Origin of the sequence: Streptomyces sp. S465 (assembly GCF_026898115.1) — a bacterium.
Lineage (GTDB): Bacteria > Actinomycetota > Actinomycetes > Streptomycetales > Streptomycetaceae > Streptomyces > Streptomyces luomodiensis.
The window spans coordinates 5,510,096-5,532,229 of the sequence record NZ_CP114036.1 but is presented as its reverse complement, the minus strand read 5'-3'; the positions used below and the strand labels follow the sequence as shown (position 1 = coordinate 5,532,229).

37 protein-coding genes are annotated in these 22,134 nt (G+C 67.7%); all 37 read right to left on the bottom strand.

What is annotated here, in order from left to right:
* Positions 1–4: 4 nt before the first annotated feature.
* The 37 genes from N6H00_RS23255 to N6H00_RS23075 all read right to left on the bottom strand — a co-directional run bounded on the left by N6H00_RS23255 (position 5) and on the right by N6H00_RS23075 (position 21,691).
* Positions 5–415 (bottom strand): STAS domain-containing protein, encoded by a 411-nt coding sequence (locus N6H00_RS23255; RefSeq protein ID WP_268973754.1) that lies wholly within the window; start codon positions 413–415, stop codon positions 5–7.
* On the bottom strand, positions 412–1,290 hold the full coding sequence (locus N6H00_RS23250) for an STAS domain-containing protein (protein ID WP_268973752.1): 879 nt from the start codon (positions 1,288–1,290) through the stop codon (positions 412–414). The genes N6H00_RS23255 and N6H00_RS23250 overlap by 4 nt, the downstream gene beginning before the upstream one ends.
* Before the next feature lie 177 nt (positions 1,291–1,467).
* Complete coding sequence (gene truA / locus N6H00_RS23245; protein WP_268973751.1) at positions 1,468–2,334, bottom strand: tRNA pseudouridine(38-40) synthase TruA; 867 nt, start codon at positions 2,332–2,334, stop codon at positions 1,468–1,470.
* 78 nt (positions 2,335–2,412) lie between these two features.
* Positions 2,413–2,940: a 50S ribosomal protein L17 gene (gene rplQ / locus N6H00_RS23240; RefSeq protein WP_268973750.1), complete on the bottom strand. Its 528-nt coding sequence runs from the start codon at positions 2,938–2,940 to the stop codon at positions 2,413–2,415.
* A 78-nt stretch (positions 2,941–3,018) separates the two neighbouring features.
* Positions 3,019–4,041: a DNA-directed RNA polymerase subunit alpha gene (locus N6H00_RS23235; RefSeq protein WP_009715858.1), complete on the bottom strand. Its 1,023-nt coding sequence runs from the start codon at positions 4,039–4,041 to the stop codon at positions 3,019–3,021.
* A 108-nt stretch (positions 4,042–4,149) separates the two neighbouring features.
* Entirely contained in the window at positions 4,150–4,776 is a 627-nt protein-coding gene (rpsD, locus tag N6H00_RS23230) for a 30S ribosomal protein S4 (protein ID WP_268973749.1), read from the bottom strand.
* Between the two features lie 28 nt (positions 4,777–4,804).
* Positions 4,805–5,209, bottom strand: a complete 405-nt coding sequence (rpsK, locus tag N6H00_RS23225; RefSeq protein WP_009715860.1) for a 30S ribosomal protein S11 — start codon at positions 5,207–5,209, stop codon at positions 4,805–4,807.
* Positions 5,210–5,275: 66 nt separating this feature from the next.
* Complete coding sequence (gene rpsM / locus N6H00_RS23220) at positions 5,276–5,656, bottom strand: 30S ribosomal protein S13 (protein ID WP_060945198.1); 381 nt, start codon at positions 5,654–5,656, stop codon at positions 5,276–5,278.
* 197 nt (positions 5,657–5,853) lie between these two features.
* A complete protein-coding gene (gene rpmJ / locus N6H00_RS23215) occupies positions 5,854–5,967 on the bottom strand; it encodes a 50S ribosomal protein L36 (RefSeq protein ID WP_003956441.1) in 114 nt (37 codons plus the stop codon).
* A gap of 28 nt (positions 5,968–5,995) precedes the next feature.
* On the bottom strand, positions 5,996–6,217 hold the full coding sequence (gene infA, locus N6H00_RS23210) for a translation initiation factor IF-1 (protein ID WP_003956442.1): 222 nt from the start codon (positions 6,215–6,217) through the stop codon (positions 5,996–5,998).
* Between the two features lie 244 nt (positions 6,218–6,461).
* Complete coding sequence (gene map / locus N6H00_RS23205; protein ID WP_268977080.1) at positions 6,462–7,298, bottom strand: type I methionyl aminopeptidase; 837 nt, start codon at positions 7,296–7,298, stop codon at positions 6,462–6,464.
* Positions 7,299–7,414: 116 nt separating this feature from the next.
* Positions 7,415–8,071, bottom strand: a complete 657-nt coding sequence (locus N6H00_RS23200; RefSeq protein WP_268973746.1) for an adenylate kinase — start codon at positions 8,069–8,071, stop codon at positions 7,415–7,417.
* A complete protein-coding gene (gene secY / locus N6H00_RS23195; RefSeq protein WP_030835136.1) occupies positions 8,071–9,384 on the bottom strand; it encodes a preprotein translocase subunit SecY in 1,314 nt (437 codons plus the stop codon). Before secY ends, N6H00_RS23200 begins: the two co-directional genes overlap by 1 nt.
* A 204-nt stretch (positions 9,385–9,588) precedes the next feature.
* A complete protein-coding gene (gene rplO / locus N6H00_RS23190) occupies positions 9,589–10,044 on the bottom strand; it encodes a 50S ribosomal protein L15 (protein WP_268973745.1) in 456 nt (151 codons plus the stop codon).
* A gap of 1 nt (position 10,045) precedes the next feature.
* Positions 10,046–10,228, bottom strand: a complete 183-nt coding sequence (rpmD, locus tag N6H00_RS23185; RefSeq protein WP_037952898.1) for a 50S ribosomal protein L30 — start codon at positions 10,226–10,228, stop codon at positions 10,046–10,048.
* 2 nt (positions 10,229–10,230) lie between these two features.
* Positions 10,231–10,836 carry a 30S ribosomal protein S5 gene (rpsE, locus tag N6H00_RS23180; RefSeq protein ID WP_030835127.1) on the bottom strand — a complete coding sequence of 202 codons (606 nt, stop codon included), beginning with the start codon at positions 10,834–10,836 and terminating at the stop codon, positions 10,231–10,233.
* Between the two features lie 43 nt (positions 10,837–10,879).
* Positions 10,880–11,263: a 50S ribosomal protein L18 gene (gene rplR, locus N6H00_RS23175; protein ID WP_268973744.1), complete on the bottom strand. Its 384-nt coding sequence runs from the start codon at positions 11,261–11,263 to the stop codon at positions 10,880–10,882.
* Between the two features lie 3 nt (positions 11,264–11,266).
* Positions 11,267–11,806 (bottom strand): 50S ribosomal protein L6, encoded by a 540-nt coding sequence (gene rplF / locus N6H00_RS23170; protein WP_268973743.1) that lies wholly within the window; start codon positions 11,804–11,806, stop codon positions 11,267–11,269.
* Between the two features lie 21 nt (positions 11,807–11,827).
* Positions 11,828–12,226 carry a 30S ribosomal protein S8 gene (gene rpsH / locus N6H00_RS23165; RefSeq protein WP_210947165.1) on the bottom strand — a complete coding sequence of 133 codons (399 nt, stop codon included), beginning with the start codon at positions 12,224–12,226 and terminating at the stop codon, positions 11,828–11,830.
* Between the two features lie 209 nt (positions 12,227–12,435).
* Positions 12,436–12,621 carry a type Z 30S ribosomal protein S14 gene (locus tag N6H00_RS23160; RefSeq protein WP_003956452.1) on the bottom strand — a complete coding sequence of 62 codons (186 nt, stop codon included), beginning with the start codon at positions 12,619–12,621 and terminating at the stop codon, positions 12,436–12,438.
* Between the two features lie 3 nt (positions 12,622–12,624).
* The gene (gene rplE / locus N6H00_RS23155) at positions 12,625–13,185 is read right to left on the bottom strand and encodes a 50S ribosomal protein L5 (protein ID WP_256652946.1); all 561 of its coding nucleotides are present in this window, start codon (positions 13,183–13,185) and stop codon (positions 12,625–12,627) included.
* Positions 13,185–13,508, bottom strand: coding sequence for a 50S ribosomal protein L24 (rplX, locus tag N6H00_RS23150; RefSeq protein ID WP_030835110.1), 324 nt, complete (start codon positions 13,506–13,508; stop codon positions 13,185–13,187). The genes rplE and rplX overlap by 1 nt, the downstream gene beginning before the upstream one ends.
* A 3-nt stretch (positions 13,509–13,511) precedes the next feature.
* Positions 13,512–13,880 (bottom strand): 50S ribosomal protein L14, encoded by a 369-nt coding sequence (gene rplN / locus N6H00_RS23145; protein WP_003998823.1) that lies wholly within the window; start codon positions 13,878–13,880, stop codon positions 13,512–13,514.
* Positions 13,881–14,006: 126 nt separating this feature from the next.
* Positions 14,007–14,294, bottom strand: a complete 288-nt coding sequence (gene rpsQ, locus N6H00_RS23140; RefSeq protein ID WP_014054172.1) for a 30S ribosomal protein S17 — start codon at positions 14,292–14,294, stop codon at positions 14,007–14,009.
* Positions 14,294–14,518: a 50S ribosomal protein L29 gene (gene rpmC, locus N6H00_RS23135; protein ID WP_009715874.1), complete on the bottom strand. Its 225-nt coding sequence runs from the start codon at positions 14,516–14,518 to the stop codon at positions 14,294–14,296. The genes rpsQ and rpmC overlap by 1 nt, the downstream gene beginning before the upstream one ends.
* Positions 14,518–14,937 carry a 50S ribosomal protein L16 gene (gene rplP, locus N6H00_RS23130; RefSeq protein ID WP_009715875.1) on the bottom strand — a complete coding sequence of 140 codons (420 nt, stop codon included), beginning with the start codon at positions 14,935–14,937 and terminating at the stop codon, positions 14,518–14,520. Before rplP ends, rpmC begins: the two co-directional genes overlap by 1 nt.
* Before the next feature lie 4 nt (positions 14,938–14,941).
* Positions 14,942–15,766, bottom strand: coding sequence for a 30S ribosomal protein S3 (rpsC, locus tag N6H00_RS23125; protein WP_268973741.1), 825 nt, complete (start codon positions 15,764–15,766; stop codon positions 14,942–14,944).
* Positions 15,766–16,113, bottom strand: a complete 348-nt coding sequence (gene rplV / locus N6H00_RS23120) for a 50S ribosomal protein L22 (RefSeq protein WP_030835105.1) — start codon at positions 16,111–16,113, stop codon at positions 15,766–15,768. Before rplV ends, rpsC begins: the two co-directional genes overlap by 1 nt.
* A gap of 40 nt (positions 16,114–16,153) precedes the next feature.
* Positions 16,154–16,435, bottom strand: coding sequence for a 30S ribosomal protein S19 (gene rpsS, locus N6H00_RS23115; protein ID WP_020869258.1), 282 nt, complete (start codon positions 16,433–16,435; stop codon positions 16,154–16,156).
* A 12-nt stretch (positions 16,436–16,447) separates the two neighbouring features.
* Complete coding sequence (rplB, locus tag N6H00_RS23110) at positions 16,448–17,284, bottom strand: 50S ribosomal protein L2 (RefSeq protein WP_268973740.1); 837 nt, start codon at positions 17,282–17,284, stop codon at positions 16,448–16,450.
* Between the two features lie 47 nt (positions 17,285–17,331).
* Positions 17,332–17,658, bottom strand: a complete 327-nt coding sequence (gene rplW / locus N6H00_RS23105; RefSeq protein ID WP_030835099.1) for a 50S ribosomal protein L23 — start codon at positions 17,656–17,658, stop codon at positions 17,332–17,334.
* Positions 17,658–18,311 carry a 50S ribosomal protein L4 gene (rplD, locus tag N6H00_RS23100; RefSeq protein WP_268973739.1) on the bottom strand — a complete coding sequence of 218 codons (654 nt, stop codon included), beginning with the start codon at positions 18,309–18,311 and terminating at the stop codon, positions 17,658–17,660. The genes rplW and rplD overlap by 1 nt, the downstream gene beginning before the upstream one ends.
* Before the next feature lie 8 nt (positions 18,312–18,319).
* Positions 18,320–18,964 (bottom strand): 50S ribosomal protein L3, encoded by a 645-nt coding sequence (rplC, locus tag N6H00_RS23095; protein ID WP_020869262.1) that lies wholly within the window; start codon positions 18,962–18,964, stop codon positions 18,320–18,322.
* Positions 18,965–18,977: 13 nt separating this feature from the next.
* The gene (gene rpsJ / locus N6H00_RS23090; RefSeq protein ID WP_003948644.1) at positions 18,978–19,286 is read right to left on the bottom strand and encodes a 30S ribosomal protein S10; all 309 of its coding nucleotides are present in this window, start codon (positions 19,284–19,286) and stop codon (positions 18,978–18,980) included.
* 608 nt (positions 19,287–19,894) lie between these two features.
* The gene (locus N6H00_RS23085; RefSeq protein ID WP_268973736.1) at positions 19,895–20,293 is read right to left on the bottom strand and encodes a hypothetical protein; all 399 of its coding nucleotides are present in this window, start codon (positions 20,291–20,293) and stop codon (positions 19,895–19,897) included.
* Positions 20,290–20,574: a hypothetical protein gene (locus N6H00_RS23080; RefSeq protein WP_268973735.1), complete on the bottom strand. Its 285-nt coding sequence runs from the start codon at positions 20,572–20,574 to the stop codon at positions 20,290–20,292. Before N6H00_RS23080 ends, N6H00_RS23085 begins: the two co-directional genes overlap by 4 nt.
* Before the next feature lie 229 nt (positions 20,575–20,803).
* A complete protein-coding gene (locus N6H00_RS23075) occupies positions 20,804–21,691 on the bottom strand; it encodes a helix-turn-helix transcriptional regulator (RefSeq protein WP_268973734.1) in 888 nt (295 codons plus the stop codon).
* Between the last annotated feature and the right edge of the window lie 443 nt (positions 21,692–22,134).

The window sequence follows — 22,134 nt, the reverse complement described above, 5'->3', positions numbered from 1 at the left end:
GGATTCACCTGGCAGTGCCACGTCGGGCCCCTTCCAGGGGCTGTGGGGCCTGCCGCCACCCCAGCGCGGCCATGCCCTGCTCCGGATTGAGTGCGGTCTCCACACCGACGAGTTCGATCCCCAGCTCGACCAGGGTGATCGCCACCGGCGGTCGCATCCCGGCCACGATCACCCGGGCGCCCAGCAGCCGGGCCACCGTGGTCAGCTCCATCAGCGTCCGGGCCACGAACGAGTCGATGATCTCCAGCCGGGAGATGTCGATGAGCACCCCGCGGGCGCCCTCGGCCGAGATCCGCTCGGTCAGCTCCTCGGTGAAGGCGATGGCGGTCCGGTCGTCGAGCTCATTGAGCAGGCCGGTGACCAGGACATCGCCCAGTCGCAGAATCGGAACTCCGGGCTGGGGCTGACCGGTCACCGGCCGTCTCCTTCATCACCGTCGGGCCCGGGGCCGTCGATCAGCTTGATCGCGGCGGCCAGCGCGTCGGCCAGCGTCGCCCGGGTGAGGATGGTGGACAGATCGATACCGAGCTGGGCGATGGTCTGGGCGATCGAGGGGCGGACCCCGCTGATGACGCAGTCCGCGCCCATCAGCCGCACCGCGTTGACGGTCTGCATCAGATGCTGGGCGACGGCGGTGTCCACCGTCGGCACACCCGTGATGTCGACGATCGCGACCAGCGCCTCATGGTCCTGGATGGCCTGGAGGAGGTTCTCCATGACCACCTGGGTCCGCGCGGTGTCCAGCGTGCCGATCAGCGGGACGGCCAGCACTTGCCGCCACAGCCGCACCACCGGTGTCGACTGCTCCATCAGCTGCTGGCTCTGCCGGCGGATGATCTCCTCCCGGCCCTCCACATACGTCTCGAAGGACAGCGCCCCGGCCACATCGAGCAGCCGGTTCATGAAGACCGCCGAGGCGAACAGCTCCTCGGCGTCACGGGTGTCCCGCTGCACCGCCTTGAGCAGGGCCTCCTTGAGCGCGAGCACCGCGAGCGAGGTGGCCGTCGGCGTGGCCCCGGCCCGCGCCCGGCGCAGCGACAGCCCGACCACGGCCTCGTGCAGCCCCGGGGTGGAGGTCACCACCCGGTCCACCGGCACACCGCTCTGCAGACCCGGGACCAGCGCCTCGATCAACGCGTAGGCCTCCTCGCGGAGTTCGGCCTCCCCGATGTCGGTGTCCAGCAGGGCCTGCTCCATCTGCAGCTCGACCCAGCGATCGGCGATCTCCTCGTCACGCTCCTGGAGCGCCCTGGTCAGGCGCTCCCGTACAGCGGCCTCGCTGGTAGTCACGCGGGTCCCTTTCGCGGTCGTCGACCGTTGTCGGTGGGCAGATTTTATCGATCTTCCGAAGGCCCCGGAAGCGCCTCATGTCCATCCCCGTGCCGCCTCGGCCTCTGCCGCCCGGCGGATGCGCCACCATGCCCGTGGTGAGTACCCGGTGATCGCCTGCCAACACCCCTTCACGGTTCAGCAGCAGCTGGAGCCGATCGCCGTCGCACCCGCCAGGGAGCGCTTGTTGCGCGACTCCCGGTTACGGGCCGCGAGTTGGCCGTCGGCCGGATAGCCGACCTCCTCCAGCGTCAGGCCATGGGGACGGACCACGTGGACGGCGGAGTCGCGCACGCCCGCGGCGAGCACCGTGGCCGGCCAGTCGGGGGCACGGTGGCCGTCGCCGACGAAGAGCAGGGCGCCCACCAGCGAGCGCACCATGTTGTGGCAGAAGGCGTCCGCCCGCACCGTGGCCGTGACGATGCCGTCCGCGCCGCGCACCCAGTCGAGCCGCTGGAGGGTGCGGATGGTGGTGGCGCCGTCGCGCCGCTTGCAGTACGCGGCGAAGTCGTGCTCGCCCAGGAGCCGCTTCGAGGCCGCGTTCATGGCGTCCACGTCCAGCGGCCAGTCGTGCCACAGCACATGGCCGCGCAGCAGCGGGTCGACCCCGCCGGGGTGGTCGGTGACCCGGTAGGCGTAGCGCCGCCAGATCGCGGAGAAGCGGGCGTTGAACCCGGCCGGGGCCTCGGCGACCCGCCAGACCCGTATGTCGTGGGGCAGCCGGCCGGCCAGCCGGCGGAGCAGCTTGTCCCGGTGCTCGGCCCACAGCTCCTCGGGCAGGTCCACGTGCGCCACCTGGCCACGGGCGTGCACCCCGGCGTCGGTGCGGCCCGCGACGGTCAGCTCGTACGTCTCACAGGAGCGCGTCACCGTCCGCAGCGCGCTCTCCAGCTCGCCCTGTACGGTGCGCCGCTCGCGCTGCTTGGCCCAGCCCGAGAAGTCCTTGCCGTCGTAGGCGAGATCCAGCCGGACCCGTACGAAACCGGGCGCCGCCTCGTCAGTCACCAATGGTTCCTCTCCATGCGGGACGGGCCCGCCCCCCGTGTCGCGGGGGCGGGCCCGTCCATGTGGCCGGAAGGGCGCTCAGGCGTCCTTGCTCTCCTCGGCCGGAGCCTCGGTGGCCTCGGCCTCGGTGGCCTCGGCGGCCGGGGCCTCGTCCTTCTTGAGGTTCGCGGCGGCCTGGTCGCCGGCGGCGTCCTTGGCGGAGCGCTTGGTGGCGGCCTCGGCCTCGCCGACGGCCTCCTGCTGCACGGTCAGCGCCTCGACCAGCTCGATGACCGCCATCGGGGCGTTGTCGCCACGGCGGTTACCGATCTTGGTGATGCGGGTGTAGCCACCCGGCCGGTTCTCGTAGCGCGGCCCGATCTCGGTGAAGAGAGTGTGCACGACGCTCTTGTCGCGGATGGTCTGGAGCACCAGACGGCGGTTGTGAAGGTCGCCCTTCTTCGCCTTGGTGACCAGCTTCTCCGCGACCGGGCGCAGGCGGCGGGCCTTCGCCTCGGTGGTGGTGATCCGGCCGTGCTCGAACAGCGCGGTGGCGAGGTTCGCCAGCAGGAGCCGCTCGTGCGCAGCGCTGCCGCCCAGACGGGCGCCCTTGGTGGGCTTCGGCATGTGTATCTCCTAGATGTCTGCACCGGCCGTATCAGGTACCGGTGTCAGTTACCGACGGGCGAGTGCCCGCCGGAGGTCTCAGTACTGCTCGGTCTCGACGAAACCGGCGTCCGCGTCGTCGTCCGCGCCGAAGGCGTCCGCCGCGGCGGTCGGGTCGAATCCGGGCGGGCTGTCCTTGAGCGCCAGGCCCATACCGGCCAGCTTCGCCTTGACCTCGTCGATCGACTTGGCGCCGAAGTTCCGGATGTCGAGCAGGTCCGCCTCGGACCGCGCCACGAGCTCACCCACGGAGTGGATGCCCTCGCGCTTGAGGCAGTTGTACGAACGGACGGTGAGCTCGAGCTCCTCGATCGGCAGCGCCAGGTCCGCGGCGAGCGCGGCGTCCGTCGGGGACGGGCCCATGTCGATGCCCTCGGCGTCCACATTGAGCTCGCGGGCCAGGCCGAACAGCTCGACCAGGGTCTTACCGGCCGACGCCATGGCGTCACGCGGCCGCATGGCCTGCTTGGTCTCGACGTCGACGATCAGCTTGTCGAAGTCGGTGCGCTGCTCGACACGGGTCGCCTCGACCTTGTAGGTGACCTTGAGCACCGGCGAGTAGATGGAGTCGACCGGGATGCGGCCGATCTCCTGGCCGACCTGCTTGTTCTGGACGGCGGAGACGTAGCCGCGACCGCGCTCGACGGTCAGCTCCATCTCCAGCTTGCCCTTGCCGTTCAGCGTGGCCAGGACCAGGTCGGGGTTGTGCACCTCGACACCGGCGGGCGGCGCGATGTCGGCGGCGGTGACCAGACCCGGGCCCTGCTTGCGCAGGTACATCACGACCGGCTCGTCGTGCTCGCTCGAGACGACCAGCTGCTTGATGTTGAGGATCAGGTCGGTGACGTCCTCCTTGACGCCCGGCACGGTGGTGAACTCGTGCAGGACCCCGTCGATCCGGATGCTGGTGACGGCCGCACCGGGGATCGAGGACAGGAGCGTACGACGCAGGGAGTTTCCGAGGGTGTAGCCGAAGCCCGGCTCCAGCGGCTCGATCACGAACCGGGAGCGGAACTCGTCGACGACCTCTTCGGTCAACGAGGGACGCTGAGCGATCAGCATGGGGTTTGCCTCCAGTCTTCGGCGCCCGCTATTTGACGCCGAACCCTTCAATGGTACGGGCGGTACGTGCCAAACGGCTCCGTACCGCCCGTATCGTCCAGCCCTCTACTACTTCGAGTAGAGCTCGACGATCAGCTGCTCCTGCACCTGGGTGTCGATCACCTGGCGCTCGGGCAGCGAGTGCACGAGGATCCGCAGCTGCGACGGAATGGCCTCCAGCCACGCCGGCACGGTGCGGTCGCCCGCCTCGGCCTGAGCCACCTGGAAGGGGGTCAGGGTCCGGGACTTCGGACGGACCTCGATGATGTCGTTCACGGTGACGCGGGCCGACGGGATGTCGGTCTTGCGGCCGTTCACGTTGATGTGGCCGTGGCGGACCAGCTGACGGGCGTGGTCGCGGGACTTGGCGAAGCCGGCCCGGTAGATCACGTTGTCGAGACGGGTCTCGAGGATGCGCAGCAGGTTCTCACCGGTCTTGCCGGTCTTCCTGTTCGCCTCCGCGTAGTAGCCACGGAACTGCTTCTCAAGGACACCGTAGATGCGGGTCGCCTTCTGCTTCTCACGAAGCTGGAGCAGGTACTCGCTGTCCTTGGTGCGCCCGCGACCGTGCTCACCCGGGGGGTAAGGACGGATCTCGATCGGGCACTTCGCGCTCTCGCACTTGCTCCCCTTGAGGAAGAGCTTCTGCTTCTCCCGACGGCAACGCTTGCAGTCGGCCCCGGTGTAACGCGCCATTGTTTTTGTTGTCTCCTACTTCAGCTGGTCAGACGCGCCGACGCTTGGGCGGGCGGCATCCGTTGTGCGGAGTCGGAGTGACGTCCTGGATCGAGCCCACCTCCAGGCCGGTGGCCTGGAGCGAGCGGATCGCGGTCTCACGGCCGGAGCCCGGACCCTTGACGAACACGTCGACCTTGCGCATGCCGTGCTCCTGCGCGCGGCGGGCGGCCGACTCGGCGGCCATCTGCGCGGCGAACGGAGTGGACTTGCGCGAGCCCTTGAAGCCGACGTGGCCGGCCGAGGCCCAAGAGATCACGTTCCCGGTCGGGTCGGTGATCGAGACGATGGTGTTGTTGAACGTGCTCTTGATGTGAGCGTGCCCGTGGGCGACGTTCTTCTTCTCCTTGCGGCGCACCTTCTTGGCGCCGGCCGTCCTGCTCTTCGGAGGCATTCTGGAATTCTCCCGTGGAGGTGGTCGGTCCTACAGCTCGGACCGCTTGTCAGCGTCCGGTGCGGACTACTTCTTGCCCGGCTTCTTCTTACCGGCGATGGCGCGACGCGGGCCCTTGCGGGTGCGGGCGTTGGTGCTGGTGCGCTGGCCGTGGACCGGCAGGCCGCGGCGGTGACGCAGACCCTGGTAGCAGCCGATCTCGACCTTGCGGCGGATGTCGGCCTGGATCTCACGACGGAGGTCACCCTCGGTCTTGATGTTGTTGTCCACGTACTCGCGGATCTTGACCAGGTCCTCTTCGGCCAGGTCGCGAACGCGGGTGTCCGGGTTCACACCGGTGTTGGCGAGCGTCTGCTGGGCAAGGGTGCGACCGATGCCGAAGACGTAGGTGAGGGCGACCTCGACGCGCTTGTCGCGCGGGAGATCAACGCCTGCGAGGCGTGCCATGAATCTGGCTCCAGATGGTTGTCGGAGGTCTTCCGCAGCACCACTCCCGGCCGCCGCCGAACACGGCTACCGGGTCCCCGGCCTCCGACCGGGGGTGTCGTCCCCGCAGGGCGGGAACGGGTGACTGCGTATGTACACAGAGTTATGTCGTCGCGCGAAGATGCTGCGAGTGGTGCAGGTCTACCGGTCGGTGCGGGTCAGCCCTGGCGCTGCTTGTGGCGCAGGTTGTCGCAGATGACCATGACCCGGCCGTGGCGGCGGATCACCTTGCACTTGTCGCAGATCTTCTTGACGCTCGGCTTGACCTTCATGGGTGTGAGGTTCTCCGGGTCGTGAGATCTACTTGTAGCGGTAGACGATCCGTCCGCGCGTGAGGTCGTACGGAGACAGCTCCACGACAACCCGGTCATCGGGCAGGATGCGGATGTAGTGCATACGCATCTTGCCGCTGATGTGCGCGAGGACCTTGTGACCGTTCTGGAGCTCCACCTTGAACATCGCGTTCGGCAGAGACTCGATCACGGTGCCCTCGATTTCGATGGCGCCTTGCTTCTTGGCCATGTCCTGCTTTCGGGATCGGCTACCTTGATCGGCTCGCGACATGCGGGAGGGCATGCGTGAGCCGACGTGTCAGTCTACGTCAGCGCTTCCCGAAACACGAATCCGGGGCATCATGCCCCGATTTTGAGATCTTTACCCCGGAGATCCGGAGTCTTCAGGCCAAGGAGTCACCGGCCAAGGAGTCACCGGCCAAGGAGTCATCGACCCGGCATTCACCGGCCGGGGAGTCACCGGCCGAGGAGACTCAGGCCAGCGGGTCGGGCGCGGCCTCCACGCCCAGCTCGGCCAGCTTGGCCTTGCCGCCGTCCACGGCGGTCAGCACCAGCGGGCCCTCCTCGGTCAGCGCGACCGAGTGCTCCCAGTGGCTGGACCAGGTCCCGTCGTCCGTCTTGACCGTCCAGTCGTCGGCCAGGACGTGGGTCTTCGCGGTGCCCAGGCTCACCATGGGCTCGATCGCGATGCAGAAGCCGGGGACCAGCCGGGGGCCCTTGCCTCGCTTCTTGGAGACGTAGTTCAGCAGATGCGGGTCCATGTGCATCTCGGTGCCGATGCCATGGCCGCCGTAGTCCTCGATGATCCCGTACTTGCCGGAGGCCGGACGGGGCTGGCGGCGGATGTAGCCCTCGATCGCCTTGGAGATGTCGACCAGCCGGTTGCCCTTGCGGACCGCGGCGATCCCGGCCCACATCGACTCCTCGGTGACCCGACTGAGCTCGTACAGCTCCGGGGCGTGGCCGGTGCCCACGAAGGCGGTGAAGGCGGCGTCGCCGTGCCAGCCGTCCACGATCGCGCCCGCGTCGATGGAGATGATGTCGCCGTCCCTGAGGACGGTCTCCCGGTCCGGGATGCCGTGCACCACGACATCGTTCACCGAGGTGCAGATCGTGGCGGGGAAGCCGCCGTAGCCGAGGAAGTTCGACTTGGCGCCGTGGTCGGCGATCACCTTGCGGGCCACGTCGTCCAGGTCCTTGGTGGTCGCGCCCGGCACGGCCGCCGCGCGCGTCGCCTCATGGATGGCGGCGACGACCAGCCCCGCCTCACGCATCTTGGCGATCTGCTCGGCAGTCTTGATCTCCACCATGGGGGCCTTCCCGGGTCGTTCTCTCATGGTCTGTGCAGTGACGTATTTGCTCAACAGTACGGCCGCAGGGCCCGTACCGGGCGCCTGCGGCCGTTCCGTAGGGGTCCTCGCGGCCTTCAGGCCGCCTTCGCCGCCAGGGCGTCCATCGCCCGCTGGGTGACCTCCGCCACCTTGCCGAGCGCCGAGATCGTCACGACCAGGCCCTTGGCCTTGTAGTAGTCGATGATCGGCTCGGTCTCCCGGTGGTAGACCTCCAGGCGCTTGCGGACCGTCTCCTCGCTGTCGTCCTCGCGCTGGTACAGCTCGCCGCCGCAGGTGTCGCACACGCCCTCGGTCTTCGGGGGCTTGTACTCCACGTGGAACGTGTGCGAGCTGTCGTTACGGCAGGTACGACGGCCCGCGATGCGCTTGATCACCTCGGACTCGGGGACCTCCAGGTCCAGCACCGCGTCCAGCGAGACACCGCGGTCCGCCAGATAGGTGTCCAGGGCCTCGGCCTGGAACTGGTTCCGCGGGAACCCGTCCAGCAGGAAGCCCTGCTCCGCGTCGGGCTGGTTCAGCCGGTCCTCCGCCATGGCGATGGTGACCTCGTCCGGTACCAGCTGCCCGGCCCTCATGTACTCCTGCGCCTGCTTGCCGAGGGGAGTGCCCTGGCTGATGTTCGCGCGGAACAGGTCGCCGGTGGAGATATGCGGGATCGACAGCTTCTCGGCAAGGTACGCGGCCTGCGTACCCTTGCCGGCTCCCGGAGGCCCGACGAGGACGATTCGCATCAGCGGAGGAACCCTTCGTAGTGTCGCTGCTGAAGCTGGCTCTCGATCTGCTTCACAGTCTCCAGGCCGACACCCACGATGATCAGGATGCTCGTGCCGCCGAACGGGAAGTTCTGGTTGGCGTTGAGCGTCACCAGTGCCACCGTGGGCACCAGGGCGATCAAGCCCAGATAGAGCGCACCGGGCCACGTGATGCGGTTCAGCACGTAGCTCAGATACTCCGCGGTGGGACGACCAGCCCGGATACCCGGGATGAACCCACCATACTTCTTCATGTTGTCGGCAACTTCTTCGGGGTTGAAGCTGATGGCGACATAGAAGAACGCGAAGAAGACGATCAGCAGGAAGTACGTGGCGATGTAGATCGGATGGTCGCCCTTGACGAAGTTCTGCGAGATCCACGTCGCCCAGCCGGCCTTGGAATTGGAGAACTGGACGATCAGCGCCGGGATGTACAGCAGCGACGAGGCGAAGATCACGGGGATCACACCCGCCTGGTTCACCTTCATCGGGATGTAGGTGGACGTACCGCCGTAACTGCGACGGCCGATCATGCGTTTGGCGTATTGCACGGGGATGCGACGCTGCGCCTGCTCGACGAAGACCACCAGGGCGACCATGGCCAGACCACAGAGGATGACCAGGCTGAACTCCAGCCAGCCCCCCATGATCTTGCCCTGCTGCTTGATGCTCCACATCGCGCTGGGGAACCCGGCGGCGATCGAGACGAACATCAGGATCGACATGCCGTTGCCGATGCCCCGGTCGGTCACCAGCTCACCGAGCCACATGATCAACGCGGTGCCGGCGGTCATCGTGATGACCATCACGGCGGTGGTGAAGATCGAGTCGTCCCGGACGATCTGGCCGCCGACCGGGCAGCTCTGGAAGAGCGAGCCGCTGCGGGCGGTGGCCACCAGCCCGGTGCCCTGGAGGATCGCGAGCGCGATGGTCAGATAACGGGTGTACTGCGTGATCTTCGCCTGCCCGGTCTGGCCCTCCTTCTTGAGGGCCTCGAGACGCGGGATCACCACGGTCAGCAGCTGAAGGATGATGCTCGCCGTGATGTACGGCATGATCCCGAGCGCGAAGATGGTGATCTGGAGCAGTGCGCCACCACTGAACATGTTGACCAAGCCGAACAGCCCCTGCTGGCCCTTGGCGAGGTCCATGCACGTCTGGACGTTCTTGTAGTCGATACCCGGGATCGGGACGTGTTGCCCGAGCCGGAAGAGCACGATGATGCCCAGCGTGAACAGCAGCTTCTTGCGCAGGTCGGGCGTCTTGAACGCCCGGGCGAACGCGGTGAGCACATTGCCTCCTGCGCCCCCCGCGTGCTTGCGCGAGAGGTGACGGTCTTGAGGATCGACGAATACTTATCAGCCAGGTCCCGCACGGAGACGTACCGCACGGAAGGTAACAACGCACGCCACCTTACCGGCGACCTGGCCCCCCTTGGAACGACCAACCGGGGATGCCCCATATCTGGGGCATCCCCGGTTGGGTGTGCACCGTGCTCAGCCGAGCTCGGTGACGGTGCCGCCGGCGGCGGTGATCTTCTCCTTGGCGGAGCCGGAGACGGCGTCGACCGTCACCTGGAGCGCCACCGAGACCTCACCGGTGCCCAGCACCTTGACGAGCTGGTTCTTCCGCACCGCACCCTTGGCGACCAGACCCGCCTTGGTGACCTCGCCACCCTCGGGGTAGAGCGCGGCGAGCTTGTCCAGGTTCACGACCTGGTACTCGGTACGGAAGGGGTTCTTGAAGCCCTTGAGCTTCGGGAGCCGCATGTGGAGGGGCATCTGCCCACCCTCGAAGCGCTCCGGAACCTGGTAGCGGGCCTTGGTGCCCTTGGTGCCACGACCAGCGGTCTTACCCTTGGACGCCTCACCACGACCGACACGGGTCTTGGCGGTCTTGGCGCCCGGGGCGGGCCGGAGGTTGTGGACCTTCAGCGGGTTGTTCTCCGCCATCTCAGTCGACCTCCTCGACCGTCACGAGGTGCCGCACGGTCTGCGCCATGCCGCGGAACTCGGGGCGGTCCTCCTTGACAACCACGTCGCCGAGCTTCTTCAGCCCGAGCGAACGCAGCGTGTCGCGGTGGTTCTGCTTGCTGCCGATGTAGGACTTCGTCTGCGTGATCTTCAGGCGGGCCATGCTCACACACCCACCCCGGCACGCGCCCGCAGCAGAGCGGCGGGGGCGACGTCCTCCAGCGGCAGACCACGACGGGCAGCGATCTCCTCGGGGCGCTGAAGGCCCTGGAGAGCGGCCACCGTGGCGTGCACGATGTTGATCGGGTTCGACGAGCCGAGCGACTTGCTGAGCACGTCGTGGATGCCCGCGCACTCCAGCACGGCGCGCACCGGGCCACCGGCGATCACACCGGTACCGGGGGACGCCGGCTTCAGCAGCACGACACCCGCGGCCTCCTCACCCTGGATCGGGTGCGGGATGGTGCCGGCGATCCGGGGGACCTTGAAGAAGTGCTTCTTGGCCTCCTCCACGCCCTTGGCGATCGCGGCCGGCACCTCCTTGGCCTTGCCGTAACCGACACCCACGGTGCCGTCACCGTCGCCCACCACGACCAGCGCGGTGAAGCTGAAGCGACGACCACCCTTCACAACCTTGGCGACGCGGTTGATCGCGACAACGCGCTCGACGTAAGCGGTCTTCTCGGCGGCAGCGCCACCGTCCCGCCGGTCCTTCCGGTCCCGCCGCTCGCCGCCACCGGCGCCGCCACCGCGGCGCTGGGGTCCAGCCATTGGATTTACCTCTCTCGTTTCCGCTTTGCGTTGGAACCGGGGCTCAGAACTTCAGCCCGGCCTCACGGGCGGCGTCCGCCAGAGCGGCGATCCGCCCGGCGTACCTGTTGCCACCGCGGTCGAACACGACGGCCTCGACGCCCGCGGCCTTCGCCCGCTCGGCCACCAGGGCGCCGACCTGCTGCGCCTGGGCGCTCTTGTCGCCCTCGGCCGCCCGGATGGAGCTGTCCAGGGTCGACGCCGAGGCCAGGGTGTGGCCCGCGATGTCGTCGATGACCTGCGCCACCATGTGACGGTTGGACCGCGTCACGACCAGGCGGGGACGGGCCGGCGTACCGGAGACCCGCTTGCGGACGCGGATGTGACGGCGCTTGACGGCGGCAGCCTTACGGGCGTCGCCCTTGGCGATCTTCACACCGTATGCCATGGCTTACTTACCAGCCTTTCCGACCTTGCGGCGGATGACCTCGCCCGCGTACTTCACGCCCTTGGCCTTGTACGGGTCGGGCTTGCGCAGCTTGCGGATGTTCGCGGCGACCTCGCCGACCTTCTGCTTGTCGATGCCCTCGACGCTCAGCTTGGTCGGGGACTCCACCTTGAAGGTGATGCCCTCGGGGGCCTCGACCAGGATCGGGTGGCTGTAGCCCAGGGAGAACTCCAGGTTGGAGCCCTTCGCCTGGACGCGGTAACCGACACCGCTGATCTCGAGCGCCTTGCTGTAGCCCTGGGTCACGCCGGTGATCATGTTCGCCACCAGCGTGCGGGACAGGCCGTGCAGGGCCTTGTTCTGACGCTCGTCGTTCGGGCGGCTGACAACGAGCACGTTGTCCTCACCCTTGGCGACCTCGATCGGCGCGGCGACGGTGTGCGAGAGAGAGCCCTTGGGACCCTTCACGGCGACCGTGCGGCCATCGATGGTGACGTCCACACCAGCGGGAACCTGGATGGGCAGCTTGCCAATGCGCGACATGTGCTTTCCTCCGTTCCCTGGTTACCAGACGTAGGCGAGGACTTCCCCACCCACGCCCTTCTTGCCGGCCTGCTTGTCGGTGAGGAGCCCGTGCGACGTGGAGATGATCGCCACGCCCAGGCCGCCGAGCACCTTCGGCAGGTTGGTGGACTTTGCGTAGACCCGCAGGCCCGGCTTCGAGATCCGCTTGATGCCGGCGATCGAGCGCTCGCGGTTCGGACCGAACTTCAGCTCGAGGATGAGGTTCTTGCCGACCTCGGCGTCCTCGACCTTCCAGCCGGTGATGTAGCCCTCCTGCTGGAGGATCTCCGCGATGTGCGACTTGATCTTGCTGTGGGGCATCACGACGGAGTCGTGGTACGCCGAGTTCGCGTTTCGCAGACGCGTCAGCATGTCTGCGATCGGATCGGTCATGGTCATGATGGCCTTCGGCCTCTCTCGCCGGGGTTTCCTGTCTGCGCCATCCCTCTCACCCGCTCAGTGGCGGGCACGGGTGCGGCGCGGGGACCTACGGCGTAGTAAGGATTCTGGGCGGCGAGCGCCCAACCCTTCCACTCTACGGGAGCGGACGGTCGGGCCTCGCCATCCATTTGCTTACCGAGAGCCCGGTATCAACCCGTAAGGGTCGATTACCAGGAGCTCTTGGTCACGCCCGGCAGCTCGCCACGGTGAGCCATCTCACGAAGGCACACGCGGCACAGGCCGAACTTGCGGTACACGGAGTGCGGACGACCGCAGCGCTGGCAGCGCGTGTACGCGCGCACGCCGAACTTGGGCTTGCGGGCGGCCTTGGCAATGAGAGCCTTCTTCGCCACGGCTCACGCCTCCTTGAACGGGAAGCCGAGGTGACGCAGCAGGGCCCGGCCCTCTTCGTCGTTGGTCGCCGTGGTCACCACGGTGATGTCCATACCCCGGACGCGGTCGATCTTGTCCTGGTCGATCTCGTGGAACATGACCTGCTCCGTGAGACCGAAGGTGTAGTTGCCCCGGCCGTCGAACTGCTTCGGCGACAGACCGCGGAAGTCGCGGATGCGCGGCAGCGCGAGCGACACCAGGCGGTCCAGGAACTCCCACATGCGGTCACCGCGGAGGGTGACGTGGGCACCGATCGGCTGACCCTCACGCAGCTTGAACTGCGCGATGGACTTGCGGGCCTTGGTGACGGCGGGCTTCTGGCCGGTGATCGTGGCGAGGTCGCGGATGGCGCCCTCGATCAGCTTGGAGTCGCGGGCGGCGTCGCCCACACCCATGTTGACCACGACCTTGGTCAGACCGGGGATCTGCATGACGTTCTCGTACGAGAACTGCTCCTGCAGCTTGCCCTGGATCTCTTCGCGGTAGCGCGTCTTGAGACGCGGTGCAGTGGTGGTGGCAGTCATCAGATGTCCTCACCGGTCCGCTTGGCAACGCGGATCTTGTTGCCCTCGTCGTCGAAGCGGTATCCGACGCGGGTGACGACCTTCTTGCCGTCCTTCTCCACCACGAGCTGAACATTGCTCACGTGGATCGGGGCCTCGGTCGTCACGATGCCGCCGGTCTTCGAACCACGAGCGGTCTGGCCGGCCTTGGTGTGCTTCTTGACCCGGTTGACACCCTCGACCAGGACACGGTCCTCGCGCGGGAAGGCCGCGATGACCTTGCCCTGCTTGCCCTTGTCCTTGCCGGTGATGACCTGGACCAGGTCGCCCTTCTTGATCTTCATCGGTTACAGCACCTCCGGCGCGAGGGAGATGATCTTCATGAACTTCTTCTCGCGCAGCTCACGGCCCACCGGGCCGAAGATACGGGTGCCGCGGGGGTCGCCATCGTTCTTGAGGATGACGGCCGCGTTCTCGTCGAAGCGGATGTACGAACCGTCCGGGCGGCGGCGCTCCTTGACGGTGCGCACGATGACCGCCTTGACGACGTCACCCTTCTTCACGTTGCCACCGGGGATCGCATCCTTGACGGTGGCGACGATGACGTCACCAATGCCCGCGTAGCGGCGACCGGAGCCACCGAGAACACGGATGCAAAGGATCTCCTTCGCTCCCGTGTTGTCGGCGACGCGCAGTCGCGACTCCTGCTGGATCACGTCTATCTCCTGATCGTCTGCCGGTTCCCGGCAGGGGCTGGATCAGCCCCTGCCGAGCCTGGCGGAACTGTCCTGCGGGCTATTGCCCGCAGGCTGCGGTACTTGGAATCCCCTTACGGGAATTACCTACTTGGCCTTCTCGAGGATCTCGACGACGCGCCAGCGCTTGGTCGCGGACAGCGGCCGGGTCTCCATCAGGAGGACGCGGTCGCCGACACCCGCGGCGTTCTGCTCGTCGTGCGCCTTGAGCTTGTTGGTACGGCGGATGACCTTGCCGTACAGCGCGTGCTTGACGCGGTCCTCGACGGCGACGACGACGGTCTTGTCCATCTTGTCGCTGACGACCAGACCCTCACGGGTCTTGCGGAAGCCGCGGTTCTGCGTTGCGTTCTCAGTCACATTCGTCTCGCTCATCAGGCGCTCTCCACCGTCTCGATGCCGAGCTCGCGCTCCCGCATCAGGGTGTAGATCCGGGCGATGTCCTTGCGGACGGCCTTCAGCCGGCCGTGGTTCTCAAGCTGTCCGGTCGCCGCCTGGAAGCGGAGGTTGAACAGCTCTTCCTTGGCCTCACGGAGCTTGCCAACGAGGTCCTCGTTGTTCAGCTCACGCAGCTCGGACGCCTTGGTACCGGCCGCCATCACGACTCACCTGCCTCGCGCCGCACGATCCGGCACTTCATCGGGAGCTTGTGAGCAGCGCGGGTGAGCGCCTCACGCGCAGTCTTCTCGTTCGGGTAGGACAGCTCGAACATCACCCGGCCGGGCTTGACGTTCGCGACCCACCACTCCGGCGAACCCTTACCGGAACCCATACGGGTCTCAGCGGGCTTCTTCGTCAGCGGACGGTCCGGGTAGATGTTGATCCAGACCTTGCCGCCACGCTTGATGTGGCGGGTCATCGCGATACGAGCGGCCTCGATCTGACGGTTGGTGACGTACGCCGGGGTGACGGCCTGGATGCCGTACTCGCCGAACGCCAGCTCCGTACCGCCCTTGGCCATGCCGGACCGCTTGGGGTGGTGCTGCTTGCGGTGCTTGACCCTGCGAGGGATCAGCATGGGGTCAGCTCTCCTTTCCGGCGGCGCTGGGCTCAGCGGCCGCGGCGGCGGGCGCCTCGGCCTTGGCCTCGGTGGCGGCGGCCGACTGCTGCGGCTTACGGCCGCGGCCACCGCGCTCGCCACCACGGCGCTGCGGGCGGTCGCTGCCACGCGACGGACGGTTGCCGGCGCGGGCGGCGGCGTTCTCGGCGCGGACCTCGGCGATGTTCTTGACGTCGCCCTTGTAGATCCACACCTTGACGCCGATGCGGCCGAAGGTGGTCCTGGCCTCGAAGAAGCCGTAGTCGACGTTGGCCCGGAGGGTGTGCAGGGGCACCCGGCCCTCGCGGTAGAACTCCGAGCGGGACATCTCGGCGCCGCCGAGACGGCCACCGCACTGGATCTTGATGCCGCGGGCGCCGGCCTTCATCGAGCTCTGCATCGACTTGCGCATCGCACGACGGAAGGAGACGCGGGAGGAGAGCTGCTCGGCGACGGCCTGGGCGACCAGCTGAGCGTCGGTCTCGGGGTTCTTCACCTCGAGGATGTTCAGCTGCACCTGCTTGCCGGTGAGCTTCTCCAGCTCGCCGCGGATACGGTCGGCCTCCGCGCCGCGGCGGCCGATGACGATGCCCGGCCGGGCGGTGTGGATGTCGACGCGGACGCGGTCACGGGTGCGCTCGATCTCCACCTTGGAGATACCGGCGCGCTCCATGCCCTTCGTCATCATCCGGCGGATGGCGACGTCTTCCTTGACGTAGTCCTTGTACAGCTTGTCGGCGTACCACCGGGACTTGAAGTCGGTGGTGATGCCGAGCCGGAACCCGTGCGGGTTTACCTTCTGGCCCATTACCGGGTTCCTTCCTTGCTGCTGACGACCACGGTGATGTGGCTGGTCCGCTTGCGGATCCGGTAGGCGCGGCCCTGGGCGCGCGGACGGAACCGCTTCAGGGTCGGGCCCTCGTCGACGTACGCCTCGGAGATGTAGAGGCTGTCGGCGTCGGTGTGGTCGTAGTTGTGCGCGGCGTTGGCGATGGCGCTGTCCAGCACCTTGCCGACCGGCACGCTCGCGGCCTGCGGGGCGAAACGCAGGACCGCCTGAGCCTCCGTGGCGCTCATGCCACGGATGAGGTCCACCACGCGGCGGGCCTTCATGGGCGTGACGCGGATGTACCGCGCCTGGGCCCTGGCTTCCATGGTTGTCCCTTCGGTGTCTGTCATGAGTCTTTTCCGCTGATCAGCGACGACGCGACTTGCGGTCGTCCTTCTCATGGCCGCGGAAGGTGCGGGTCGGCGCGAACTCGCCGAGCTTGTGGCCGACCATCGACTCGGTGACGAACACCGGGACGTGCTTGCGGCCGTCGTGCACCGCGATCGTGTGGCCGAGCATGGCCGGGACGATCATCGAGCGGCGGGACCAGGTCTTGATGACGTTCTTGGTGCCGGCTTCGTTCTGCGTGTCCACCTTCTTGATCAGGTGGTCGTCGACGAAGGGCCCCTTCTTGAGACTGCGCGGCATCTAAACCCGCTCCTAGCGCTTCTTGTTCGTCTTGCGGCGGCGGACGATGTACTTGTTGCTGGCCTTCTTCGGCGAGCGCGTACGGCCCTCCTTCTGACCCCACGGCGAGACCGGGTGGCGACCACCGGAGGTCTTGCCCTCACCACCACCGTGCGGGTGGTCGACGGGGTTCATGACCACACCACGAACGGTCGGGCGGACGCCCTTCCAGCGCATGCGGCCGGCCTTGCCCCAGTTGATGTTCGACTGCTCGGCGTTGCCGACCTCGCCGACGGTGGCGCGGCAGCGGACGTCGACCAGGCGGATCTCACCGGACGGCATGCGCAGGTGGGCCATGGAGCCCTCCTTCGCCAGCAGCTGCACGGAGGCACCCGCGGAGCGGGCGAACTTCGCGCCGCCGCCGGGCCGCAGCTCGATGGCGTGGAGAGTGGTACCAACCGGGATGTTGCGCAGCGACAGGTTGTTACCGGGCTTGATGTCGGCGCCGGGGCCGTTCTCGATCCGGTCGCCCTGCGACAGGCCGCGCGGCGCGAGGATGTAGCGCTTCTCGCCGTCGGCGTAGTGCAGCAGCGCGATGCGCGCGGTGCGGTTGGGGTCGTACTCGATGTGTGCGACCTTCGCCGGGACGCCGTCCTTGTCGTGACGGCGGAAGTCGATCACGCGGTACGCACGCTTGTGACCGCCACCCTGGTGGCGGACCGTGATGCGGCCGGCGTTGTTACGACCACCCTTGCTGTGCAACGGGCGGACCAGCGACTTCTCCGGCGTGGACCGCGTGATCTCGACGAAGTCGGCGACGCTGGAGCCACGACGGCCCGGGGTCGTCGGCTTGTACTTGCGGATACCCATTTCTCAGTCCTCGGAAGATTCCGGACTTCTGGACGTTCCGATCTCCGTTAGGAGACCGGGCCGCCGAAGATGTCGATACGGTCGCCCTCGGCGAGGGTCACGATGGCGCGCTTGGTGTCCTTGCGCTTGCCGAAACCGGTGCGGGTGCGCTTGCGCTTGCCCTGCCGGTTGATCGTGTTGACCCCGGTGACCTTGACCGAGAAGACCGCCTCGACGGCCTGCTTGATCTGGGTCTTGTTGGCGCGCGGGTCGACGATGAACGTGTACTTGTTCTCGTCCAGCAGCGCGTAGCTCTTCTCCGAGACCACCGGCTTGACGAGAACGTCGCGGGGGTCGGTGAAGGTCTTGCTGGTGACAGCGGTCGCCTCACTCATCAGGCGGCGCTCCCTTCGGTCTTCTCAGCGGCCTTGGGACCAGCCACGAAGGACTCGAAGGCGGCCTGGGTGAAGACCACGTCGTCGGAGACGAGCACGTCGTACGTGTTCAGCTGGCCCGGCTCCAGGATGTGCACCTGGGGCAGGTTGCGGGCGGACAGCCACGCGGCCTCGTCGCTCCGCTCGGCGACCAGCAGCACGTTCTTGCGCTCGCTGATCTTGCCCAGCAGGGCCTTCGCGGCCTTGGTGGAGATGTCGCCGTCGACCACGCCGGTCACGACGTGAATCCGGTCGTGGCGCGCCCGGTCGGAGAGGGCGCCACGCAGCGCGGCGGCCTTCATCTTCTTCGGGGTGCGCTGGCTGTAGTCGCGCGGCACGGGACCGTGCACGGTGCCACCGCCGGCGAACTGCGGCGCGCGGGTCGAACCCTGGCGCGCGCGGCCGGTGCCCTTCTGGCGGTACGGCTTCTTGCCACCGCCACGGACCTCGCCGCGGGTCTTCGTCTTGTGCGTGCCCTGGCGGGCAGCGGCCAGCTGGGCGACGACGACCTGGTGGATCAGCGGAACGCTGACCTGCGCGTCGAAGATCTCCGCGGGGAGCTCGACGGTCCCGGCCTTGTCGCCTGCCGGCGAAAGGATGTCAATGGTGCTCATCGGTTACCTCAGGCCCCCTTGGCCGCGGTACGGACCAGGACGAGGCCGCCGTTCGGACCAGGAACCGCTCCCTTGATCAGGAGCAGACCCTTCTCCGCGTCAACGGCGTGGACGGTCAGGTTCTGGGTGGTGACCCGCTCATTGCCCATGCGGCCGGCCATGCGCAGGCCCTTGAACACGCGGCCCGGGGTGGCGCAGCCACCGATGGAGCCCGGCGAGCGGTGCTTGCGCTGGGTGCCGTGGCCGGCGCCGAGGCCGCCGAAGCCGTGGCGCTTCATGACACCGGCGGTGCCCTTGCCCTTGCTGGTGCCGGTCACGTCGACCTTGACACCGGACTCGAACACCTCGGCGGTGACCTCCTGGCCGAGCGTGTACTCACCGGCGTCGGCGGTACGCAGCTCCACCAGGTGGCGGCGCGGGGTCACATCGGCCTTGGCGAAGTGGCCCTTGAGGGGCTTGTTCACCTTGCGCGGGTCGATCTCGCCGAAGGCGATCTGGACGGCGCTGTAGCCGTCCGCGTCATCGGTACGGACCTGGGTCACGACGCAGGGACCGGCCTTGACGACGGTGACCGGGACGACACGGTTGTTCTCGTCCCAGACCTGCGTCATGCCGAGCTTCTCGCCCAGGACGCCCTTGATCTGCTTAGCCATCTCGCGCGTCACCTCAGAGCTTGATCTCGATGTCGACGCCCGCCGGCAGGTCGAGCCGCATGAGCGAGTCGACGGTCTTCGGCGTGGGGTCGAGGATGTCGATGAGGCGCTTGTGCGTACGCATCTCGAAGTGCTCGCGCGAGTCCTTGTACTTGTGCGGCGACTTGATGACGCAGTACACGTTCTTCTCTGTGGGCAGCGGCACCGGGCCCGCGACCGACGCACCAGTGCGGGTCACCGTCTCGACGATCTTCTTCGCCGAAGAGTCGATGACCTCGTGGTCGTAGGCCTTGAGCCGGATGCGGATCTTCTGTCCCGCCATGGCTACTTCGTAGTCCTGTCTCTCGTAACGCTCTGGGACCCGGTGGCGTACGCGGCCCTCTCCACCTCACTTCCGACCCACGCGGTCGGGCGTGTCGCAGTCCTTCTTACAGATCTCCGTGAGGGAGTTCCCTGCTGAAGGGGTTGCTGGGGGAGAAAGTCACCCACCGGGCGCCTGGCTGGGGCCCCGCTGACACTTCCCGGAAGATTCCCGTACTTCCGCCCCTGATCAGGGACGACGAGTACTGTGGGACTCGCTTCCGGTCCTCCCGGCGGGAGGCGCGCAGCATCGGCACTCAACCGAGCAACCTGGCTAGTGTGCCATACGGGACTTGCCGGATGCCAATCAGGGGGCCCGGAAGCGTACCCCCTGCGGGGGGCGGTTCAAACTCGGCGGGCGTCCGCTCTACAGGTGATCGATCGCGGTGAGGTCGATGTCGATCGTGAACGGGACGGTCAGCTTCAGCCGCTCGTGGTAGATGCCGGTGTGAGATCTTCGACCGTGCATCCACGGTAGCGTCCCTATGTGCGGCAATGTCGCACATAGGGAGGAACTGAACGGCGCGAGGTTGACGGCCGACCGACCCACTGGCCGCCGCGCAGACAGGCTCAGTGAAAGCCCAGCATTCCGGGCGAGTCGATATCGACGGTGAGCACCCCGGGCGGATAGGCGTCCTCGTTGCCCGTCAACAGAATCGACATACCCGTGAACTCGGCGCGAGGAAGCGCACAGTAGAGAGCGTGGCAGGTGTCAGCACCGCCATAGCCATCGCGGATCATCGCACCGACGCTTACTGCCGCGATCGTGTCAAGGTCATCCACGACCACCCCGGAGAGACCGAGCACGATGCGGGACGCCTGCTCATCCCGTGTCTCGGCCTGCATGAGGCACAGAGCGGGAACGCGCAGGCGGTCACCCGGGGTACGGGCCATGTTGCCCGCGAGAAGGTTCAGGGCCTTGTGTCCACCGGCCAGGGCGGACACCGCGCCGGTGTCAAGAATGATCACGCAGCGTCGCCTCGTGCGGCGCGGACCTTCTCAGCGGCGATGCGGTAGATGTTGCCCAGCACATCAGGAGCCTGGTCGAACTCGTCATCGCTGATGTCGCAGCCGGTCAGTGCCCGCAGGGCCGCACGGTCGGCGGCCAGCCGCTCGGCCCTCTGCGCCTCGGTGGGCTGTTGCTCGGCAAGCTGCGCGACGTACTGCCCGAGGCTCAGACCTCGTTCCTTCGCGAGCTGGGCCAGATGGTCACGGGTGTCCCGGGAGACCTGGATCGTCGTCGTCGCCATAGCGTCACTATAGAGGCTCGCTAGGGCGATGGCCGGACGTCGTACCAACACACCAGACTGGCACGTCGCGACCCGTCGCCCGCAGGGGTTCCTCGCTCCGGCGATCCGCGCCGTGGCTGCTGCGCGACAGGCGCGAGAGCTCCCGGCCCGAAGGGCACCGGGAGCTCCGCATCGGCGGATCAGCGCGCGGACGCGTGGGCCCTCGCACCGACCGCCGCCTGACAGGCGGTCAGGCCAGCGCGAGGGGTGTCGTCGGGGCGACGGAGCGGCTGGAGAGCTCCAGCAGCAGATCGCCCACGGTGGCCCCGTTGCCGAGCCCCAGGTCCGAAACCGGGACCGTACCGGGCAAAGCCCGGGAGGCGACGCCCAGCAGGTGGAGAGTGGCGTCCTCGCCGCGCACCGCGAGCAGCGCCGACGCGTCGTCCGGAGCGATCTGGTCGAGCACCGCGCTCAACCGGTCTGGGACCACCGCGCACACCACGGCCAGCCGGTCGGGCTCACTCCGCGGCAGCGCGCACAGCGTCCGCATGGTCTCCGGCTGTCCGAGCGCGTGCTCCAAGGTCTGCATCACCGAGGTTCGCTCGGCCAGCCATTCGTCCTGGACGCAGAAGATCTTCACCAGTGGCAGACCCTCATCCAGGTCTCGCTGCCACTGGGGCAGCATCAGGTCGATCAGCAGCGCCTCCTCGCGGACCGGGGCACTCGCTCCGTCGCCCACGCCGATCAGGTTGAGCCACTGATTCACCTCGGCCCAGCGCCATACCCGCGACCGCCCCACCGAACCTTCGGGCTCGGGAAACGGCTGGTCACCCCGGCGCTCGCCGCCGACCCACTGCAATACGTTCTGCCTGCTGCGTCCGGTCCGCTCGGCGATGTCGCCCACTCCCACCAGCTCCGGGTCCAGCCGGATGATCCGCAGGGTGGGCAGGGCCCGGCGCAGGCGGGCGACGACGCGGTGTGCGGCCTCGATGGCATCCGCCCCGGTCTCCGCCACATCCAGCAGGTACCGGTCGCGGTGCCGCGTCAGCAGGCCGTCGAACTGGTCGAAAACGATGCCGATCGCTTGGTCGTCATCGACAGAGATGCCTTCCACGACGAACAAGAACTCATATTCCATGGCGCGCCCACTCCCCCAACGTCATGCCATCGAACGGCCGTGTCTGCCCGGCCCGGTCGGGTGCGGCGCCGTCTCGCGCCTTCGGCGCCATTGAGCAGCGGAGGTGGAGGTGGAGGCGAGGCGCCGCCGCCGGGCGCCGGGCCGGTGGGGTGTTGCGGCCGTGGCGGCTCGGCGACGCGAGGGGCGCGGTCCGGTCCGGAGTACGGGCCGGTGGGTCCCGGGCGGCCCCTCCGGGTACCCCTCACCAGAACGCTTGATCTGACGCAACTAATTTGTCAAGCAGCCTCCGGAGGGGTACCCCACCCCCCGGGAACGGGTCCGGCAGTCCGGCGACAGTCCCGGCCGCCGAGCGCGGATGCCGCCACCGGCGCCCGCTCCCATCGGCCCGGCGGCCGGCGGCGCGGCCCGCACCCCGGCCCGTCCCGTTCGCCCACGGCCCGAAC

What these genes read in the sequence shown, in the direction of transcription:
- rplD (WP_268973739.1), bottom strand. Translation starts at nt 18,311, where the DNA reads ATGAGCACCATTGACATCCTTTCGCCGGCAGGCGACAAGGCCGGGACC.
- rpsH (WP_210947165.1), bottom strand. Translation starts at nt 12,226, where the DNA reads ATGACCATGACCGATCCGATCGCAGACATGCTGACGCGTCTGCGAAAC.
- rplP (WP_009715875.1), bottom strand. Translation starts at nt 14,937, where the DNA reads ATGCTGATCCCTCGCAGGGTCAAGCACCGCAAGCAGCACCACCCCAAG.
- infA (WP_003956442.1), bottom strand. Translation starts at nt 6,217, where the DNA reads ATGGCCAAGAAGCAAGGCGCCATCGAAATCGAGGGCACCGTGATCGAG.
- rplQ (WP_268973750.1), bottom strand. Translation starts at nt 2,940, where the DNA reads ATGCCGAAGCCCACCAAGGGCGCCCGTCTGGGCGGCAGCGCTGCGCAC.
- rpmJ (WP_003956441.1), bottom strand. Translation starts at nt 5,967, where the DNA reads ATGAAGGTCAAGCCGAGCGTCAAGAAGATCTGCGACAAGTGCAAGGTG.
- rplR (WP_268973744.1), bottom strand. Translation starts at nt 11,263, where the DNA reads ATGGCATACGGTGTGAAGATCGCCAAGGGCGACGCCCGTAAGGCTGCC.
- N6H00_RS23200 (WP_268973746.1), bottom strand. Translation starts at nt 8,071, where the DNA reads ATGCGAATCGTCCTCGTCGGGCCTCCGGGAGCCGGCAAGGGTACGCAG.
- rpsJ (WP_003948644.1), bottom strand. Translation starts at nt 19,286, where the DNA reads ATGGCGGGACAGAAGATCCGCATCCGGCTCAAGGCCTACGACCACGAG.
- N6H00_RS23080 (WP_268973735.1), bottom strand. Translation starts at nt 20,574, where the DNA reads ATGGCGACGACGACGATCCAGGTCTCCCGGGACACCCGTGACCATCTG.
- rplF (WP_268973743.1), bottom strand. Translation starts at nt 11,806, where the DNA reads ATGTCGCGCATTGGCAAGCTGCCCATCCAGGTTCCCGCTGGTGTGGAC.
- rplX (WP_030835110.1), bottom strand. Translation starts at nt 13,508, where the DNA reads ATGAAGATCAAGAAGGGCGACCTGGTCCAGGTCATCACCGGCAAGGAC.
- rpmC (WP_009715874.1), bottom strand. Translation starts at nt 14,518, where the DNA reads ATGGCGGCCGGTACCAAGGCGTCCGAGCTGCGTGAGCTGAACAACGAG.
- rpmD (WP_037952898.1), bottom strand. Translation starts at nt 10,228, where the DNA reads ATGGCCCGCCTGAAGATCACGCAGACGAAGTCCTACATCGGCAGCAAG.
- rpsD (WP_268973749.1), bottom strand. Translation starts at nt 4,776, where the DNA reads ATGGCGCGTTACACCGGGGCCGACTGCAAGCGTTGCCGTCGGGAGAAG.
- map (WP_268977080.1), bottom strand. Translation starts at nt 7,298, where the DNA reads ATGGTGGAGATCAAGACTGCCGAGCAGATCGCCAAGATGCGTGAGGCG.
- rpsM (WP_060945198.1), bottom strand. Translation starts at nt 5,656, where the DNA reads ATGGCACGCCTCGCAGGCGTTGATCTCCCGCGCGACAAGCGCGTCGAG.
- rpsS (WP_020869258.1), bottom strand. Translation starts at nt 16,435, where the DNA reads ATGCCGCGCAGTCTCAAGAAGGGGCCCTTCGTCGACGACCACCTGATC.
- rplC (WP_020869262.1), bottom strand. Translation starts at nt 18,964, where the DNA reads ATGGCTAAGCAGATCAAGGGCGTCCTGGGCGAGAAGCTCGGCATGACG.
- rplE (WP_256652946.1), bottom strand. Translation starts at nt 13,185, where the DNA reads ATGACTGCCACCACCACTGCACCGCGTCTCAAGACGCGCTACCGCGAA.
- rpsK (WP_009715860.1), bottom strand. Translation starts at nt 5,209, where the DNA reads ATGCCTCCGAAGAGCAGGACGGCCGGCGCCAAGAAGGTGCGCCGCAAG.
- rplW (WP_030835099.1), bottom strand. Translation starts at nt 17,658, where the DNA reads ATGAGTGAGGCGACCGCTGTCACCAGCAAGACCTTCACCGACCCCCGC.
- rpsQ (WP_014054172.1), bottom strand. Translation starts at nt 14,294, where the DNA reads ATGAGCGAGACGAATGTGACTGAGAACGCAACGCAGAACCGCGGCTTC.
- rpsE (WP_030835127.1), bottom strand. Translation starts at nt 10,836, where the DNA reads ATGGCTGGACCCCAGCGCCGCGGTGGCGGCGCCGGTGGCGGCGAGCGG.
- N6H00_RS23075 (WP_268973734.1), bottom strand. Translation starts at nt 21,691, where the DNA reads ATGGAATATGAGTTCTTGTTCGTCGTGGAAGGCATCTCTGTCGATGAC.
- N6H00_RS23235 (WP_009715858.1), bottom strand. Translation starts at nt 4,041, where the DNA reads ATGCTGATCGCTCAGCGTCCCTCGTTGACCGAAGAGGTCGTCGACGAG.
- rplB (WP_268973740.1), bottom strand. Translation starts at nt 17,284, where the DNA reads ATGGGTATCCGCAAGTACAAGCCGACGACCCCGGGCCGTCGTGGCTCC.
- rpsC (WP_268973741.1), bottom strand. Translation starts at nt 15,766, where the DNA reads ATGGGCCAGAAGGTAAACCCGCACGGGTTCCGGCTCGGCATCACCACC.
- rplV (WP_030835105.1), bottom strand. Translation starts at nt 16,113, where the DNA reads ATGGAAGCCAGGGCCCAGGCGCGGTACATCCGCGTCACGCCCATGAAG.
- rplO (WP_268973745.1), bottom strand. Translation starts at nt 10,044, where the DNA reads ATGGCGGAGAACAACCCGCTGAAGGTCCACAACCTCCGGCCCGCCCCG.